16 protein-coding genes are annotated in these 16,150 nt (G+C 40.9%); all 16 read left to right on the top strand.

Features of this window, described 5'->3' with window-relative positions; all coding sequences use genetic code 11:
* Nucleotide 1 precedes the first annotated feature (1 nt).
* A complete protein-coding gene (locus tag FX988_RS18995; RefSeq protein ID WP_160181670.1) occupies nucleotides 2–1,087 on the top strand; it encodes a hypothetical protein in 1,086 nt (361 codons plus the stop codon).
* A gap of 39 nt (nucleotides 1,088–1,126) precedes the next feature.
* Nucleotides 1,127–2,194 (top strand): pseudaminic acid synthase, encoded by a 1,068-nt coding sequence (gene pseI, locus FX988_RS19000; RefSeq protein ID WP_160181671.1) that lies wholly within the window; start codon nucleotides 1,127–1,129, stop codon nucleotides 2,192–2,194.
* Nucleotides 2,184–3,305, top strand: coding sequence for a UDP-2,4-diacetamido-2,4,6-trideoxy-beta-L-altropyranose hydrolase (gene pseG / locus FX988_RS19005; protein ID WP_160181672.1), 1,122 nt, complete (start codon nucleotides 2,184–2,186; stop codon nucleotides 3,303–3,305). The genes pseI and pseG overlap by 11 nt, the downstream gene beginning before the upstream one ends.
* A complete protein-coding gene (pseH, locus tag FX988_RS19010; RefSeq protein ID WP_160181673.1) occupies nucleotides 3,298–3,909 on the top strand; it encodes a UDP-4-amino-4,6-dideoxy-N-acetyl-beta-L-altrosamine N-acetyltransferase in 612 nt (203 codons plus the stop codon). Before pseG ends, pseH begins: the two co-directional genes overlap by 8 nt.
* Complete coding sequence (locus FX988_RS19015) at nucleotides 3,906–4,166, top strand: phosphopantetheine-binding protein (RefSeq protein ID WP_160181674.1); 261 nt, start codon at nucleotides 3,906–3,908, stop codon at nucleotides 4,164–4,166. Before pseH ends, FX988_RS19015 begins: the two co-directional genes overlap by 4 nt.
* Nucleotides 4,166–5,536, top strand: a complete 1,371-nt coding sequence (locus FX988_RS19020) for an AMP-binding protein (protein ID WP_160181675.1) — start codon at nucleotides 4,166–4,168, stop codon at nucleotides 5,534–5,536. The genes FX988_RS19015 and FX988_RS19020 overlap by 1 nt, the downstream gene beginning before the upstream one ends.
* Nucleotides 5,529–6,254, top strand: a complete 726-nt coding sequence (locus FX988_RS19025) for an SDR family NAD(P)-dependent oxidoreductase (protein WP_160181676.1) — start codon at nucleotides 5,529–5,531, stop codon at nucleotides 6,252–6,254. Before FX988_RS19020 ends, FX988_RS19025 begins: the two co-directional genes overlap by 8 nt.
* An 85-nt stretch (nucleotides 6,255–6,339) precedes the next feature.
* Entirely contained in the window at nucleotides 6,340–7,293 is a 954-nt protein-coding gene (locus tag FX988_RS19030) for a glycosyltransferase family 2 protein (RefSeq protein ID WP_160181677.1), read from the top strand.
* Nucleotides 7,294–8,469, top strand: a complete 1,176-nt coding sequence (gene glf / locus FX988_RS19035) for a UDP-galactopyranose mutase (protein WP_160181678.1) — start codon at nucleotides 7,294–7,296, stop codon at nucleotides 8,467–8,469.
* Between the two features lies 1 nt (nucleotide 8,470).
* Complete coding sequence (locus tag FX988_RS19040) at nucleotides 8,471–9,772, top strand: capsule biosynthesis protein (protein WP_160181679.1); 1,302 nt, start codon at nucleotides 8,471–8,473, stop codon at nucleotides 9,770–9,772.
* Nucleotides 9,769–10,881 carry a class I SAM-dependent methyltransferase gene (locus FX988_RS19045; RefSeq protein ID WP_160181680.1) on the top strand — a complete coding sequence of 371 codons (1,113 nt, stop codon included), beginning with the start codon at nucleotides 9,769–9,771 and terminating at the stop codon, nucleotides 10,879–10,881. Before FX988_RS19040 ends, FX988_RS19045 begins: the two co-directional genes overlap by 4 nt.
* A complete protein-coding gene (locus FX988_RS19050) occupies nucleotides 10,882–11,439 on the top strand; it encodes a class I SAM-dependent methyltransferase (RefSeq protein ID WP_160181681.1) in 558 nt (185 codons plus the stop codon).
* Entirely contained in the window at nucleotides 11,440–12,828 is a 1,389-nt protein-coding gene (locus FX988_RS19055; RefSeq protein ID WP_160181682.1) for a glycosyltransferase family 2 protein, read from the top strand.
* Nucleotides 12,821–13,651, top strand: a complete 831-nt coding sequence (locus FX988_RS19060; RefSeq protein ID WP_160181683.1) for a class I SAM-dependent methyltransferase — start codon at nucleotides 12,821–12,823, stop codon at nucleotides 13,649–13,651. Before FX988_RS19055 ends, FX988_RS19060 begins: the two co-directional genes overlap by 8 nt.
* Nucleotides 13,652–13,780: 129 nt before the next feature.
* Nucleotides 13,781–14,941 carry a dTDP-4-amino-4,6-dideoxygalactose transaminase gene (gene rffA / locus FX988_RS19065; protein ID WP_160181684.1) on the top strand — a complete coding sequence of 387 codons (1,161 nt, stop codon included), beginning with the start codon at nucleotides 13,781–13,783 and terminating at the stop codon, nucleotides 14,939–14,941.
* 70 nt (nucleotides 14,942–15,011) lie between these two features.
* Nucleotides 15,012–16,148 carry a Gfo/Idh/MocA family protein gene (locus FX988_RS19070; RefSeq protein ID WP_160181685.1) on the top strand — a complete coding sequence of 379 codons (1,137 nt, stop codon included), beginning with the start codon at nucleotides 15,012–15,014 and terminating at the stop codon, nucleotides 16,146–16,148.
* The last annotated feature ends 2 nt before the right edge of the window (nucleotides 16,149–16,150 follow it).

The following is a 16,150-nucleotide window of genomic DNA, read 5'->3' on the forward strand; positions in this document are numbered from 1 at the left end:
AATGAACGAGTGTGCATCGCCAAAGTCCCAGCGTATACTGCTTATCCGAATGCTGAGTGTGAAAGATACAGCCACAATCGGCGTAGCGGCGTTACGGCATTTTCGCCAAACATTCCCAGACAGCCATATTGATTTTCTGACCTTTGGTGATGGTGTTGATATCATCAAGATAATTGACCCAGATATTACAACAATTAGCCTACCTGCTCATGCGTGGCCAAACGATTTATTAGTCGCAATTGAAGCCTTTCTGGGATTGGCAGAAAAGATCATTCCCAATCAATATAGTCAAATCGTGAACCTTGATACGGCATTTATGCCGTGCTTTTTAGCACGTTTTCTTCACGATGCGGGCGAAAATGTAGCGGGCAACATGTTGAATATCTCAGTGCACAGTTTATTCAGTCAATTTAAAGAGCAAAGCCTGAAACCTGAATTTGTGCAGTCAACAGAGTATTACATGCAAAGCTCATTTAGTGGCATGAACCGTTTACACAGTCGCTGGTGGGACACGCAGCAACAATTTGACGCTGGCTTTACTGAGTTTTATTTACGGGAGTGCTGCGGCTTTAAAAATATCGACATTGATATACGCATACCGACTGAGCATATTCCTACGGCTATGTCTCCTATTTATTCAGATGACAAAGGAAATTCCGCTGTTCAAGCTTCAGTTGAACACGCGAAGACAATTGCCTTGTGCCTCGCCGATGCCCATGATGGATATGCTTATCCATATGTATCAGAGTTAACACTCTTGCTAGAGGCGAAAGGGTATAATGTGTGGACAAATACGCACAGTAAATTGCCACTACTGGAAATGTTAAGTAAAGTTTCTGCTGCCGACTTGGTGGTGACAAAGCCTGGGGAATCACAATGGTATGGCACAGCCGTAGGGTGTTTGACCTTATTAATCAGCGCTAACGAATCTCCGTTGTTGAGTATGCCAGATTATGCAACTGAGCAAACCGAGCGCTGTCCGGTTCACTGCCCGTTTACTCAAGGTAAGCAGGAGCAATGTTGTTGTGATAAACCTGAAGAGCTCGCGGATGGCATAGAATCAATTTTTACCGAGCTAAGTCGATAACCTAAACGTTAGAACGAATCACAAGCTAAGAACGAATTTATGTCGATAGATAAACACCACACTATATTCATTGGTAATACAGCTGTAGGGGCTGAGCATCCTCCCTTTATTATTGCAGAGCTTAGCGGTAATCATAATCAGCAGATTGATTTGGCACTTGCCATGGTGGATGCGGCGGCCGCGGCAGGTGCTCATGCCATTAAACTTCAGACATTTACCGCTGATAGCATGACTTTAGATGTCAATTCAGCTGACTTCGTTATTCAAGAAAAGAACAATTTATGGCATGGCGCTTCATTACATGGGTTATATGCTAAAGCGGCTACACCATATGAATGGCACAATGTGTTGTTCGAACGGGCAAAGGCGCAAGGCATGCTGGCATTTAGCTCGCCTTTTGATGCCTCGGCTGTTGATTTTCTCGCCGAATTAAATGTGCCCTGCTACAAAATCGCGTCCTTTGAGTTAACCGATATTCCATTGATAATCAAAGCCGCATCTATGGGTAAACCCCTGATTATGTCTACAGGGATGGCATCCTTAAGCGAAATTGAGTTAGCGGTAAATGCGGCTAAATCAGCAGGTTGTCAGGACATTATTTTACTTAAGTGCACGAGCACTTATCCGGCGCAAGCCTCGAATACAAATTTACTGACGATTCCTCATCTTCGTGACGCATTTGACTGTCAAGTGGGATTGTCTGATCACACCGCTGGAGTTGGAGTATCGGTCGCATCGGTAGCGTTAGGTGCGAATGTTATTGAAAAACACTTCGTGCTGGATAGGCAAGCAGGTGGAGTTGATGCAGCCTTTTCCTTAGAGCCTGCCGAGTTCAAAATGCTGGTGGATGAAACCGAACGGGCATGGCAAGCGCTAGGTGAGGTCAAGTACGGAGGGAGTGAGGTTGAGCAAGCGTCAAAGCAATATAGGCGCTCAATTTATGCCTGTGAAAATATCAAATCTGGCGAGCTATTCACTGCTGATAATTTGAGAGTGGTCAGGCCTGCTTTCGGTTTGGCCCCTAAATACTGGGACTCGGTCCAAGGGAAGCACGCGAAGCAGGATATCCCCAAAGGAACAGCGTTAAATTGGTCTCATGTCGAATAATTCTAATCCTGTGCGATGCGTTGTTATTCGAGTTGAAGCGAACGTTGGTATTGGCTTAGGCCACCTTATGCGCTGTCTCGCGCTGGCGCAAGGGCTGGCTAAATGCCAAGTTCGAGTAATATTTGCGCTTAGTCAGGCCTGTTTAGATCATTGCCAAAAACGTGATGATTGGGTGGGGGAAATATACTTACTTTCAAGTCGCACCGCGGCAAACGAACAGCAGGAATTAACGCAACTATGTAGCGATGAGCAAGCAAATTGGCTTATTCTAGACGGTTATCAATTCGATTTTGATTATCGAAGATCTTTGGATTTGAAGACATGTAAACTTGCTATGTTTGATGATGGTCAGCTTATTGAGGCAAAGCGTCAAGATAGCAAAATAGCTATGGTCATTAATTGGGCAAATGGAGCGGATACCTTGGCCTACGATAGACTTTCGTCTAATGCGCTTCGTTGCACTGGGGCTAAGTATCGCGTGTTGCGACGAGAGTTTTATCAAGTTGAAGAGATGCCGTTTGAAACGCGAACGAGGTTGATCATCACGTTTGGTGGCAGTGACCCCAGTGAACTCACATTGCCTTTGCTGCAGCACTTTGAGGATTCGGCTATTCGGCTCCCGATCACCGTGATAACTGGGAGTGGCTATCAGCAATTAGATGAGCTAGAAAGGTTTTTAAACGTTAGCAGGCTCTCGGTTGAGCATTTTCATGACTGCCATAGTATGGCCGATGTTTACCAAAAGGGGCGTTTGGTTGTTTCCGCAGCAGGTGGGAGTCAGTTTGAATTACTGCATTGTGCTGCACCTTCAATATTGGTGGTTTTGGCTGAGAATCAGTTGTTTGCGAGTGAGCAAGCAAGTACGCAGGGGTGGTGCTCTGTCAGCACATTGCTTGAATACACGAAAGATGATGCTTTTGGGATGAACCAAAACCAACAGCTTAAACAAATAGTGCAAAAAACATTGGCGTTGTGGCACCAACCAGAGCAACTCCATTACATGCATAGCAAAGCAAAAGCTATTCGCCAGCAAAACGGATTTGTGCATATTTACACTGCACTATATCCGGAAACACCCAATCACTCCCTAGAGGCAAGTATTGATGAATAGCTCGGCCGCAGAACACGATTTTATTCCTATTGATGCATCCCATTTATTAACTGTTTGGCAATGGAGAAATAGTGATCGCGTGCGAGAAAATATGCACTATGACAAACTTATCACCTGGGATGAACACACGCATTGGTTTGAGGCATTATTGCAAGATGCTAACCGAGAATGTTGGATTTACCGCCAGCATTCACGCCCGGTTGGTGTATTAAACTTCAGTGATACAAAACAGACCATAATGCAGTGGGGATGCTACTTAGGGGAAGTGAATTGCGCGCCCGGTAGTGGGCTTATTCTCGAATGGGCTGCACTTGAATATGCATTGAAAAAAGTGGGTTGCGAGGCACTCGCAGCTCAAGTACTGTCATTCAACACGTCGGCTTTAAAACTGCATAAGCTATTTGATTATGAACGAGTAAAAATTGAAGCGGGTGGCACGCGTCAGCGCCCAGAACAATCAGGTGCATTAGAATACGAAATTCATTTTTTTTATTATGCAATGCAACAGTGGCAAGTGCACAGAGAAAGAGTGCTAGCCAAATTACCCAAACCCATTCAAAGAGGGTGTCAGCAAGTGACATTTTTAAGCAAGGAAACAGTGTGAATATAGAACAAACCGTTCAACGCGCGATGCATGATGTTGCTGAGCTAAGCGACTGTCAGCTAATCGAACCAATTAAATCTGATACCTTATTGCTTCAATCAGGGCTTGATTCTTTGGGGTATGCGATGTTGGTTGCTCAGTTAGAAGAAGAACTAGGTATTGATCCTTTCACAGAGTTAGCGATAACGGTATATCCCGCTACATTTGCTGAGTTTGTTGCCGTATATGCGAGAGGGTTAGAGCAACAGGGTCAGTAATGAATAATCTTGTTGGACTGATTAACGAGCATGGTGCGAACGCCAATATTGTTGGCGCAGTTGAAACCTATACTGTTCACCAATTGATGGTTTACGCGAACGCATATCGCCAAACCTATTCACACCTTAGCAAACAACCAGCAGCATTGGTTTACACCAACGCTGCCTCTTTCATTGTAGGTATGCTGGCTTTTGATGGTTATTGCAGTCGTCTCTATTTATGCTCAGATGTGTTGGCAAAAGACCTTGATGCAAATATCACGCGTATCACTATCGATATAGCTGATGCTTCTTTAACGAAACACCCAAGTTCTGTCTCTGTCGTTGAAAGCTTTGTTGGTGAAGACCAAGAACAGGAGCGGCTAAGAGGGCGAGTGACAACTGATAGCCAATATCCAAATGTAGTGACGCAATGGTGTTTAGCTACCTCAGGTACGTCAGGCAAACCTAAGTGGTTTGCCCATACACTGGCTTCACTTACCCTGAACTGTAAGACATCGCCTAGACTTAGGGATTTATGTTGGGCAAACCTCTATCAAGCGTACAGATATGCTGGTTTGCAAGTTTTGCTACAAGTGCTTATTAGTGGCGCGACACTTGTAGATGACGATAGCGATGATCTGCTGTTAAAAATGCAGCGCTGGGTCAACACTAATGTGAATGCTATTTCAGCTACGCCGAGTATGTGGCGGCAAATGCTGATGAGTAACCACTTGCACAATATACCCATGCAGCGCATTACACTTGGTGGCGAAATTGCTGATCAATCCCTATTAGACAACTTAGCTAAGTTACATCCAACGGCCAGCATTGCCCATATATACGCCTCTACAGAAGCAGGAGTCGGGTTTGTAGTGAAAGATAAATTAGCTGGATTTCCTGTTAGTTGGTTACAGCAAGGGGTGAGCAATGCGCAATTAGCAATCGATGAGAAACAACATTTACGTATAAAACCCAAGCATGAGCTAGATGCGCAACTTACCACGCTTACCGATGATAATGGCTATTTGGATACCCAAGATTTAGTGCGCTTAGAAGGGGGCCGAGTGATTTTTCTTGGACGCGCGTCCGGCGTTATCAATGTGGGGGGGAATAAAGTGCCGCCAGAAAAAGTGGAGTCCGTCATATTGTTGGTTGAAGGAGTGCTTCAAGCAAAAGTCTATGGGCAACCCAATAGCGTATTAGGCAACCTTGTTGTGGCCGATATTGTCATCGCTCCCAATCACGACTGGTCGAATCTTAGCCGAACCGTTCGTGAGCAGTGCAAATTACTTCTACAACGCTTTGAAATTCCTGTAAAATTACGCAAAATTGACAGTTTAGTAATGAGCCCAACAGGCAAGCTAAACAGGAGCGATGATCATGTCTGAGTACGTTGTGGTAACCGGGGCAAGCAGAGGATTAGGCTTAGCCATTTGCCGAGATCTTCTCGATTCTGGAATGTCAGTGGTTGCACTAGCTCGAACGTATAGCACCGAGCTGCAAGACTTAAAGGCCTCATTTCCTGAGCTTTGCCACTTTATCAAAGCCGACTTAGCGGATTTGGGTGCGATACCTGTACTGTGTAAAAGCATAGTGAAGGAGTTTGGTCGGCCTTACGGTTTGGTAAATAATGCTGCTGTTGGGCATGATGGCGTTCTGGCCACTATGCCAAACGGTGAAATTGATAACTTAATGCGTTTGAATGTGCAGTCTCCCATGTTGTTGAGTAAGTACTTGCTACGCTCGATGTTACTGAATAGAAAAGGGCGAGTTATTAATATATCCTCAATCATCGCCAAAACAGGCTTCAATGGTTTGAGTGTTTATGCTGCGAGTAAAGCCGCGTTAGAAGGTTTTAGTAAATCGCTCGCCAGAGAAGTGGGTAAAGCGGGCATTACCGTGAATTGCGTGGCACCTGGTTATATGCAAACTGACATGACCGGTGATTTACAAGGTGAAAAACTGGCATCTATTCAGCGCAGAAGCGCATTAGGTAAACTAGCCAGCGTAGACGATGCGGCCGCCATGGTCAGTTTTTTACTAAGCGAAAAAGCCAGTGCAATCACCGGAGCTGTGATGACGGTGGATGCAGGTAGTACTGCTTAATTAAGTTTCGCCTAAAAAGGCCGATAAGATAAGTATAAATATTAATAGCTAATTCAGTACATCGTTGTTTAAGGTATAACCTGTTATGAAACTTTCAGTTCTTGTTCCTGCATATAATTTACAAAATTTTATTGCTGAATGTTTACTTTCAGTACTTGAACAAGAAACTGATTTTGACTTTGAGGTCATTGTTTGTGATGACGCATCAACAGATAAAACTCAAGCGGTTATAGCAACCCTTGAGACTTTGTTTCCAAACAAGTTAAACGCTATATACAAGACCGAAAACCAAGGCTTAGCGGCTAACATGGGCACCTTGCTTGCAGCGGCTACAGGTGAATATATTGCCTATCTTGATGGGGACGATATTGCGTTGCCTTCAAAGTTACAGCGTCAAGTAGATTATTTAGATAGACACGACGAATGCCATATGGTCTATCACGAATCCGATATGTTTGATTCGGCCACAGATGAAACTATTAAGTTATATTCGAAAAACTTTTATAATTGGTCGTATATCCCAGCGCGTTCCACAATTGAACATATGATTAAATACGGCACTTACATGCAAGCCAGTAGTGTGATGTTTAGAAATCATACTAACCTTATCGATACGGTTGCCTCCGATTGTAAAATTATTTTTGATTATGCTTTTTATATTTTAAATGCGGGTTATTTAAGCGCAAATGTCGATTTTATTCCTGAAGTTTTGGGCCGTTATCGCATTCATGAAAACAGTTTTGGACAGCAAACTAGCCGATCTTTTGATAGGCGCGAGCAATCCTTAAGGGATATTGAGCTGGCCTGTCAACAGGCAGCGCAGTTTGGTGTAGAACAATCCATTATAAACGCCGGTATTGCCCATCACAGATTTGCTGCAGCTCTCTATTTTTTAAATAGAGAGGAGCATCCATTATTTTTAAAATACATCGAATTGGCTTCAAGTCAGCACGAATTTTTTAATGCTAAGCATCGGGCCGTTTATGAAAATAGACATGACCAGACGCACTTGAAGCAACTCATAAGTGAAGCCGCGTAAATGGCTGAATATGATGTAATAGTAGTTGGTGCAGGCTTTTCGGGCGCTGTATTGGCCGAGCGTTTTGCAAACATTCAAGATAAAAACGTCTTGGTTTTAGAGCAAAGGTCGCACATTGCCGGTAATTGCTACGATTATAAAACTGAGCATGGAGTCACAGTGCATCAGTATGGGCCACATTTATTCCACACCAATAACGAAGAGGTGTGGCAATACCTGAGTCAGTTTACTAAATGGACTCCATACGAACACAAAGTTTTAGGCTCGATAGACGAGAACTTAGTACCCATCCCATTTAATTTAAATACCTTAGATGCGTTATACCCAAAAGATCAGGCACAACGAATTGAAGCCCTGTTAGTAGAGCAGTACGGAGCAGGCGGCAAGGTACCTATTTTAGAATTACGTAAAAGCTCACATGTGTTACTTCAGCAATTGGGCGAGTTTGTCTATCAAAAGTTTTTTGTCAATTATACCAGTAAACAATGGGGCTGTTCCCCAGAAGAGATTTCACCTGCCGTTACCGCTAGAGTGCCTGTAGTCATATCTCGAGATGATCGTTACTTTCACGACAAGTACCAAGCTATACCTAGCGAAGGGTATACCCAATTAATTACTAATATTTTGGACCATTCTAATATTACAGTGCGCTTGAATACCGATGCTACCAAGTTAGTCACTTTGGATATACATGAAAATGGCTTGAAGTTCCAAGGCAAAAAATTTAACGGCAAATTAGTCTTTACTGGCATGTTAGATCAACTGTTTAACTATGAGGAAGGAGAATTACCCTATCGCTCCTTACAGTTTGATTTTGAGACCTTGCCCCAAGCACAATATCAAGCCGCTACTACGGTAAATTACCCTAACGAACATGCCTATACTCGAATCACCGAGTTCAAACATATTCTGAACCAAACCACCGCTCACACCACCATAGTCAAAGAATACCCACAAGATTATGACAGGTTTGATGCAACTAAAAACGTACCGTATTATCCAATTTTTAATCAAGCTAACCAAGAGCGATTCGAGCAATACAAACAAAAAGTGCAAGCGTTTGAGAACGTGATCACCGCTGGTAGGTTAGCTGATTACAAGTATTACAATATGGATGATGCTGTAGGTAATGCGCTACATACTTTTAATCGATTCACTGAGCCGGGAATAGTCTAAAATGTTGGCTAGTGAAGCAATTGCTGCAAACCAAAAGCGTGTTATACGAAAAATTTCCGAGCTGGATATGCAGAATTATTGTCTGGTTGGTGATGGTGCTTACGCAAAAGATTTACTGGCACAACTTTCCAAATTAAACATCAGCCTCCCAACTATCTGGTGGGTAAGCTGTATTCAAACTGATTACCCGCACATAGAGCAACACATCGAAGATCCACAAAGTCGTATCGAGCTGCCGATAGTTGTGCTGGGTACTGGGCACTTTCAAATTGAAATGATTCACAGGTTAGCTGCTAAAACAGAGGTAGATGCTGAGTTTTGGGATATGATGTTATGCGCCCCTGAGCATGCGTCACAAGCCGACCTACGAACTAGCAATAACACACTTTTATATATCGATTTGTACGCCAGCATTAACCGCCCAGCTTATTTGCAGCATTTCTTTAGTGCGTTAGAAGATTCCGGCACTCACGTTAACATTCACCATCCGCTGCAAAACTTGAGCGATAGTTATCTTCAATCTGCTAAAAGTGTTGTTGTTTGGAATGGCTCTACTTCAGCGTTTTTACCCATTATTGAAAAATTAAAAGCGTTAAAAATAGCAATAACCTTCGCTGAATGTGGCTTTTTTCCACAGCATCAATACTTTTATTTTGACCGCCTCGGGGTTAATAACAATAGTCAATTGTACTTTGATGATCTTAGCTGGGTGAACGAGCAAATGTTGCAAAACCTAAAGCAATTACGCCAGCAGTTTTTATCGGCCTCGCAAGATGGTGTGAATACCCAACGGCGTTATATTTTTATCCCATTACAAGTGCCTAGTGACTCAAATGTGCTTAATCATTCAAAGTTCACTAATGGCATGCAGCCGTTTATTGATTTTATCGAAGCGCAATATCCGCAGCAAAACTTAGTATTTAAACCACACCCTAAAGATCGACTAAGTCATACCTATCGTTATTATCGAGGAAAAGTAAGTAGCAAAGATACAATACAACTTTGTGCTCATGCAGACATAGTCCATGGCATCAACTCTTCGGTTTTGTATGAGGCGGCCTTGTTGGGTAAAAAAGTGGTCGTTGAGGGTGACTGTTTACTTAAAAAACATATTAGCCAAGTTGATCGGCTGTTGGCGGCTATGTGCTACCGCCAATTCTCAGTTACTGATACTTATTTTGATTTAGGTAAATTACAGGCCTTCAGTTTTATCTCGCCTTCACTTTTGAGCAAAAATAATAAAAAGCAAGGTTCGGTCAGTGAGCAAAATGACGACGTGCAACAGCAGGAGAAAGTAGAGTGAATAAATGCCAGCTAGTGTGCAAAGACCAGCAATATTGGCTGAAGCAAGCAAGTAGCCAACTATCACTGGCAAATGTCTGGGATAGGTTCAGTGAAAACAATAGCATCGAGCACTTAACTGTCAGTAATATCTTGCCCTATTTAACCAGTATGGAAGCCGATTTGGCGATGCTGACTTGGTTCGACAGCCTAACAATAAAGGGTGAAATACACCTCAGTGTGCCAAATATCGATTATTTTATACAGTTGTGGCAAAGCGCTACTTGGGATAATCAAAATTTACTCAATGCCGACTCCAACGCGCGTAAAGCGTTTGCAGGTTTATGGGGGGGGCAACACAACTGCAATCCAAGAAATGATAACTATCAACCTGAGCTACAAGATATTTATAAATCTGGCTACAACCAAGCTAGACTAAAGCTATTACTAGAGCGTGCAGGGTTTTGTGAAATACAGATACATGTTGAAGGGGCACAAATCAACGCCAGTGCCATTAAAACCATGTTCCGGGGTGAGAGACAAATATCAACTCACTACGACCAAATTCGCCCAGACCATTTAAATAGGTACGAGTTTGCTTGCAAGCAATTAGTCACGCTACCCAGTAATGCTCAAATTTTAGATTTGGCCTGTGGTATAGGCTACGGTACCTTAATGTTGGCTAAACACACGGGCGCTAAAGTAACAGGCGTAGACATTGAACAAGCCGCAATAGCGCATGCTAAACAGCATTTTAGCAATGAAAATACGACTTTTTGTTGCCAAGATGCCAAGTTACTGGATATTGCAGCTAATTCCCAAGATGCTGTGGTGTCGTTTGAAACCATTGAGCATGTTGATTTTGATCAACAGTTGTTAGATGTGTTTTTTGAGGTACTTAAACCCGGTGGTCAACTTATCTGCTCCACGCCAAATCAAGATGTCATGCCCTTTGACCCGGTGAAATTTGAATTTCATTTAAAGCACTATACCAATAAAGAGTTGGTTGACTTACTGCTCACATCTGGATTTAGAGATGTCAAACTCTACGCACAACACGATCCTGTCTCTGGAAGGGTGGTAGCCGGATCCGATGGGTGTTTTACTTTAGCCAAGGCGGTTAAACCTTAAATGAAAAAATTAAATCAAGAAAACCCAATAAATTTATATGTAGGTTGTGGGCCTGATGCTCGTGAAGGGTTTATTCATTGTGATTTGAGGGAGTTACCCCACGTTGATTGTGTATGCAAAGCCTGGGAGGTCTCAAGACACTTTAGCGGTGTATCTCATATTTACTCTCGGCACATGCTTGAGCATTTAACTAACGCAGAAGCAATGTTAACCCTTGAAGATTGGTATAAAGCACTAGCATTGAATGCAACGGTTAGAATTATAGTGCCGAATATGGACTTTCATTGCCAACAATGGCTTCAAGCCGAATGGAATGAGGATACTTTTACTAAAGAGCGTTCTGATGCGTTATACAGCTCAGCTGGTTTTTGGGGATGGCAAGCAGAGTGCGATCCTCTTGAGGCCAATTATAATAACAGTTACTGGGATGTCCATAAATCTGGTTACAATGTGCGAAAGATGAAATTTTTAATGGAAAAAATAGGGTTTTCAGAAGTACATTGTGAAATAAAGGGTGACGTCCATTTAGTGACAACCGCGAAAAAGACTGCTCAATAGATGTCCTTCAAAGTTTCGGTTATTGTTCCAGTTTTCAACTCTGAACTATATCTAAATAGATGTTTCGAATCGCTTCGAGAACAAACTTTAACAGATATTGAAATCATATTTGTAGATGACGGTTCTACGGACAAAAGTGCAGACATTTTAAGAGGGTTAGTAAAAGCTGATAAACGTGTGAAACTTATAACCCAAAGTAATAAAGGTACAGGTACAGCAAGAAACGCAGGAATACGTTCGGCTAAAGGGGAATATATTACTTTCATGGATAGTGATGATACCGCTCATAAAGAAATGCTTAATTCTCTTTTCAATAAAGCCACATTTGAAAACGATATTGTAGTTTGTGGCCACCAAGAAATAAAATTAAATCAGACGATTAAAAAACACTCTTTTGAAACTAATTATAACGCCAAGGACTACTTTTCGGATATTGTTTCTTTGGATAAACCCTCCGCAGTTTGGGCAAAGATTTATCATCGTGATTTATTTCTTAATCCTAAGTGTATGTTTTCGGAAAGGACTCGAAATAATGAAGATAATGCTACCTTACTGAAGCTGCTTTACTTTTCAAAGTCGGTCACTTTCATTGCAGACGCCTTTTATAATTGGTTTCGTACCGAGGGGTCAAAAAGCCAAAGTATTAATGTTTTGAGAATTACTGAAAGTATCAATGTCATGGGCTGGAGAAAAAATTTTTTGACCGAAAATGGAGCTGCTAAGGATTATGAGAAAGCATTTTTAAAAAGCGTATTGCGTACCATTACGGTTAGATTAAATAATATTTATAAGTTTACTACTGGAAATGAAAGTAACAGACTCTTATGTCACTTGTATCGAACTCTTTACCAATCGAAGCTGCTCAATGAGAATACTCTTAAAGTCATTAAACAGAACTTCCCTTCAGATTATTGGAGCCTGCTTTATCGTGCTTCAGAGCACTCAAAAATGATTGATGTCAACAGTTTCGTAAAGTTATTTCCAAAAGTTGATGTTGATATTGCGAAATATAATAGCGAACTCGGAATAGACGCTAGAATTATTTCACTGGTGAAAAATATAGAGAAAGTCGGGGTGCTAGATTTATATATTTATGGAGTTGGTGAAACTTGGTTAATGCTTGAAAAGTACATTCCAAGCACACATTGTATCAAAGGTTTTATCGATAAAAAATTTGAAAAAAGTGCAACAAAGAAATCAAATGAATTTACCTTAAATGAAGCTTTTTCGGTAATGGAGGATCCCTGTACTATAGTCGTAGCAAGCTTTTCTCAAGTGGAGCAAATTACCGAACAAATTTTAATGGTTGCCAAAGATTTAAATCGAACACCTAGGATAACTTGTTTTTTTGAAGCCGCCCCGAAATTGCAGGGAAGTGTCAATGGATAGTAAAACCTTTTTGCTAAACAAGCTTGTTGAAGACAGTATCGAATATTTTGGTTATGACAATATTGAAGTGACCAGAGAGCTTGCTAGAATCTGGCACGATGATTCTAAAAATTTAAACGGACGATGGAAAGAAGTTGAAAGTTTTGACGATCATAAAGGAAAAATTTTGGATATGGCCTGTGGAGTAGGGACATTTCTGTTTTATGGGTTGAATCAAGGTTATGACGTTTATGGTATTGAACCTGAAAAGTGGAAATTATCCTATATGGATATGAAAATCAAAGAGCTCAATTATCCGGAATATTATAGTGACAGAGTTATTGAGGGAATTGGTGAAAAAATCCCGTTTGAAGATAACTATTTTGATTTTATCACTACCTATCAAACTTTAGAGCATGTACAAGACGTTGAACAAACGTTAAATGAACTAATCAGGGTGTTAAAAGTTGGAGGGAAATTAAAGATACAAGCCCCTGATTATAATAGCTTTTATGAGCCTCATTATGGACTTCCATTCCTACCCAGAATGAATAAAAAATTCGCTAAAATATATTTGAAAATTTTGAATAAGCCAACCAAAGGGTTAGATACACTAAACTGGACAACAAGCTATACCTTAAAAGAATCTTTAAGTAATTTTCCCAATGTTAAAATAGTTGATTTAGAGGAACTATACTTTGAGCGTTACAAAAACAAATGGTCTAAAAGCTCACGGCTGCCTAAATTCCTTTCAGATTTTATGGCGAAGGTCAGTTTTTATAAATCTGTTTTTTTACTACAAAAGGAAAAGCAGATTCGATTAGTAATCAGGAAAGAGGCTTAACTTTTTAGACGAGAAGAACAAGTGTTCCGCGAATTTAAATGGATATATAGTCATTTTAAAGGTTCTTACAATAAGGTCGATAAATAAACCAAGGCGCGGTAATTTAACGTATACATTAGGTGGTAATCAATGATTCCGTTTAATAAACCAGCAAGAACAGGACATGAAGATGCTTTCGTATTCGATGCTATGAATAGCTCTGCAATGTCCGGGAATAACAAATATACCCAACTCTGTGAAAAATGGTTTGAAGAAAAATTAGGCTGTAAAAGAGCTATGTTGGTGACTTCCTGTACACATGCCCTAGAAATGGCCGCAATACTGCTCAATATTCAAAATGGTGATGAAGTCATAGTGCCTTCGTACACCTTTGTTAGTTCCGCTAATGCGTTTGTTTTACGTGGTGCAAAAGTAGTGTTTGCTGAAATAGACCCTCAAACATTAAATATTGACGTTGAGTTATTAGAAAGTCTTATAACGTCAAAAACAAAAGCTATCGTTCCGGTGCATTATGCTGGTGTTAGCTGTGATATGCATAGACTGATGGACGTTGCTAAAAAATATAATATAAAAGTAGTTGAAGACGCTGCTCAGTGTATCGGCAGTAACTACGAAGGGAAGCCCGTTGGTGTGCATGGGCATATTGCAACTTTCAGTTTTCACGAAACCAAGAATATTACGGCAGGTGGTGAAGGTGGAATGCTAGTTATCAATGATCCTGATTTGGTTGACCGAGCTGAAATATTAAGAGAAAAGGGAACCAATAGGCGTCAATTTTCTGAAGGAAAAGTAGATAAATATACTTGGGTAGATGTGGGAAGTAGCTATTTGTTAGGAGAGTTAAGTGCAGCGTATTTGTATTCACAACTGTTGGACTTTCAACAAATCAAAGATGAACGATTGGCATCTTGGAATAAATATTTCGCACTTTTATCTGTAATAGAGTTATCAGGTCACATTCAACTTCCGACAATACCTGTTGATTGCGAGCATAACGGGCATATTTTTCATATTCGAGTGAAAGATGTAAGCTGCCGCGATAGTCTTATTAAATATCTGTACTCTAAAGGTGTCGTGAGTGTTTTTCATTATGTTCCATTGCATAGTTCCCCGATGGGGAGGAACGCCGGTATATGTCATTCCAAAATGCAAAGAACAACAAATGAATCACAACGATTGTTGAGGTTACCTATGTTTTTTGGATTGAAAAATGAAGAGATTGATGTAATAACTCATCATGTTTTTGATTATTTTGAATCTCAAAATAATCGTTTACTAGCGCATTGTTAAAAGTTTAGTGTAGTTGAAAAGATATTATTGTTTATATCTGAATAGCGCTAGAAATCACCGGATATAAAGTATGAGTTTAGAAAAGTTACGGATTGGTTTTATTGGCGGAGGAGAAAACTCTGCGGTAGGAACAACCCATCAAATCGCATCACAAATGGATGGGATGTGGAAGTTACAGGCGGGATGTTTTAGCACTCACCCAGAAGTGAATTTATCAACTGCTGACAGTTGGGGCGTTCCACTTGATCGTGTTTATAATGATTGGCAACAAATGTTGCTTAGTGAGAAGGGTAAACTTGATGCCATTGTTGTTTTAACTCCAACTCCGCTGCATGCCGATATCGTCGAAAAGGCCATTTTGTCGGGTTATGCTGTCATTTGTGAAAAAGCACTAGTAACTTCGTCACAAGAAGCTAAACGACTTAGAAGTGTAGTGGAAGATAGTGAGGGCTTTTTAGCTATTACTTATAATTACACTGGGTACCCAATGGTTAGAGAGTTGAGAAACTTAATTTCCACAGGAAAGCTAGGCACATTAAATCAAATTCAAATTGAAATGCCTCAAGAAGGGTTTATGAGGTTGGATAAAGATGGTAATAAACCTCGTCCTCAAAAGTGGCGTACAATTGATCAAAAAATTCCCACAGCTTATTTAGATCTCGGTGTCCATTTACATCAAATGGTTTCATTTCTATCTGCTCAAAAGCCTGTTGAACTTGTTGCAATGAATAATAGCTATGGTTTGGTGCCGGATATAATCGACAACACGATGTGTTTAGCAAAATATACCAACAATTTGGATGTACAAGTTTGGTTCAGTAAATGTGCGATAGGTCACAGTAATGGTTTACGTGTGCGGGTGTACGGTACTTTAGGGGCTGCCGAATGGTTTCAGTTGCAGCCTGAGAGCATTACATTTACTGATAATTATAGCCATAAACAGATTATTGAACGTACATCAGTAGAGCTAAATGTTGCTAGTGAATTACGTTACAACCGATTTAAAGCAGGTCACCCAGCAGGATTTATTGAGGCATTTGCTAACCATTATTTTGATTTGGCTGAAAGCTTAAAAGAGTTTAAGCAAACCGCTAAAAGCACTTCACCATGGGTTTTTGGCGTTGATACAGCTATTGAAGGGTTAACATTTTTAGAGGCTATGGTTCGATCAGCAAAGAATAAAACCTGGGAACGGGTTGAGTCTTAATG

Source organism: Paraglaciecola mesophila, from assembly GCF_009906955.1.
GTDB lineage: Bacteria > Pseudomonadota > Gammaproteobacteria > Enterobacterales > Alteromonadaceae > Paraglaciecola > Paraglaciecola mesophila_A.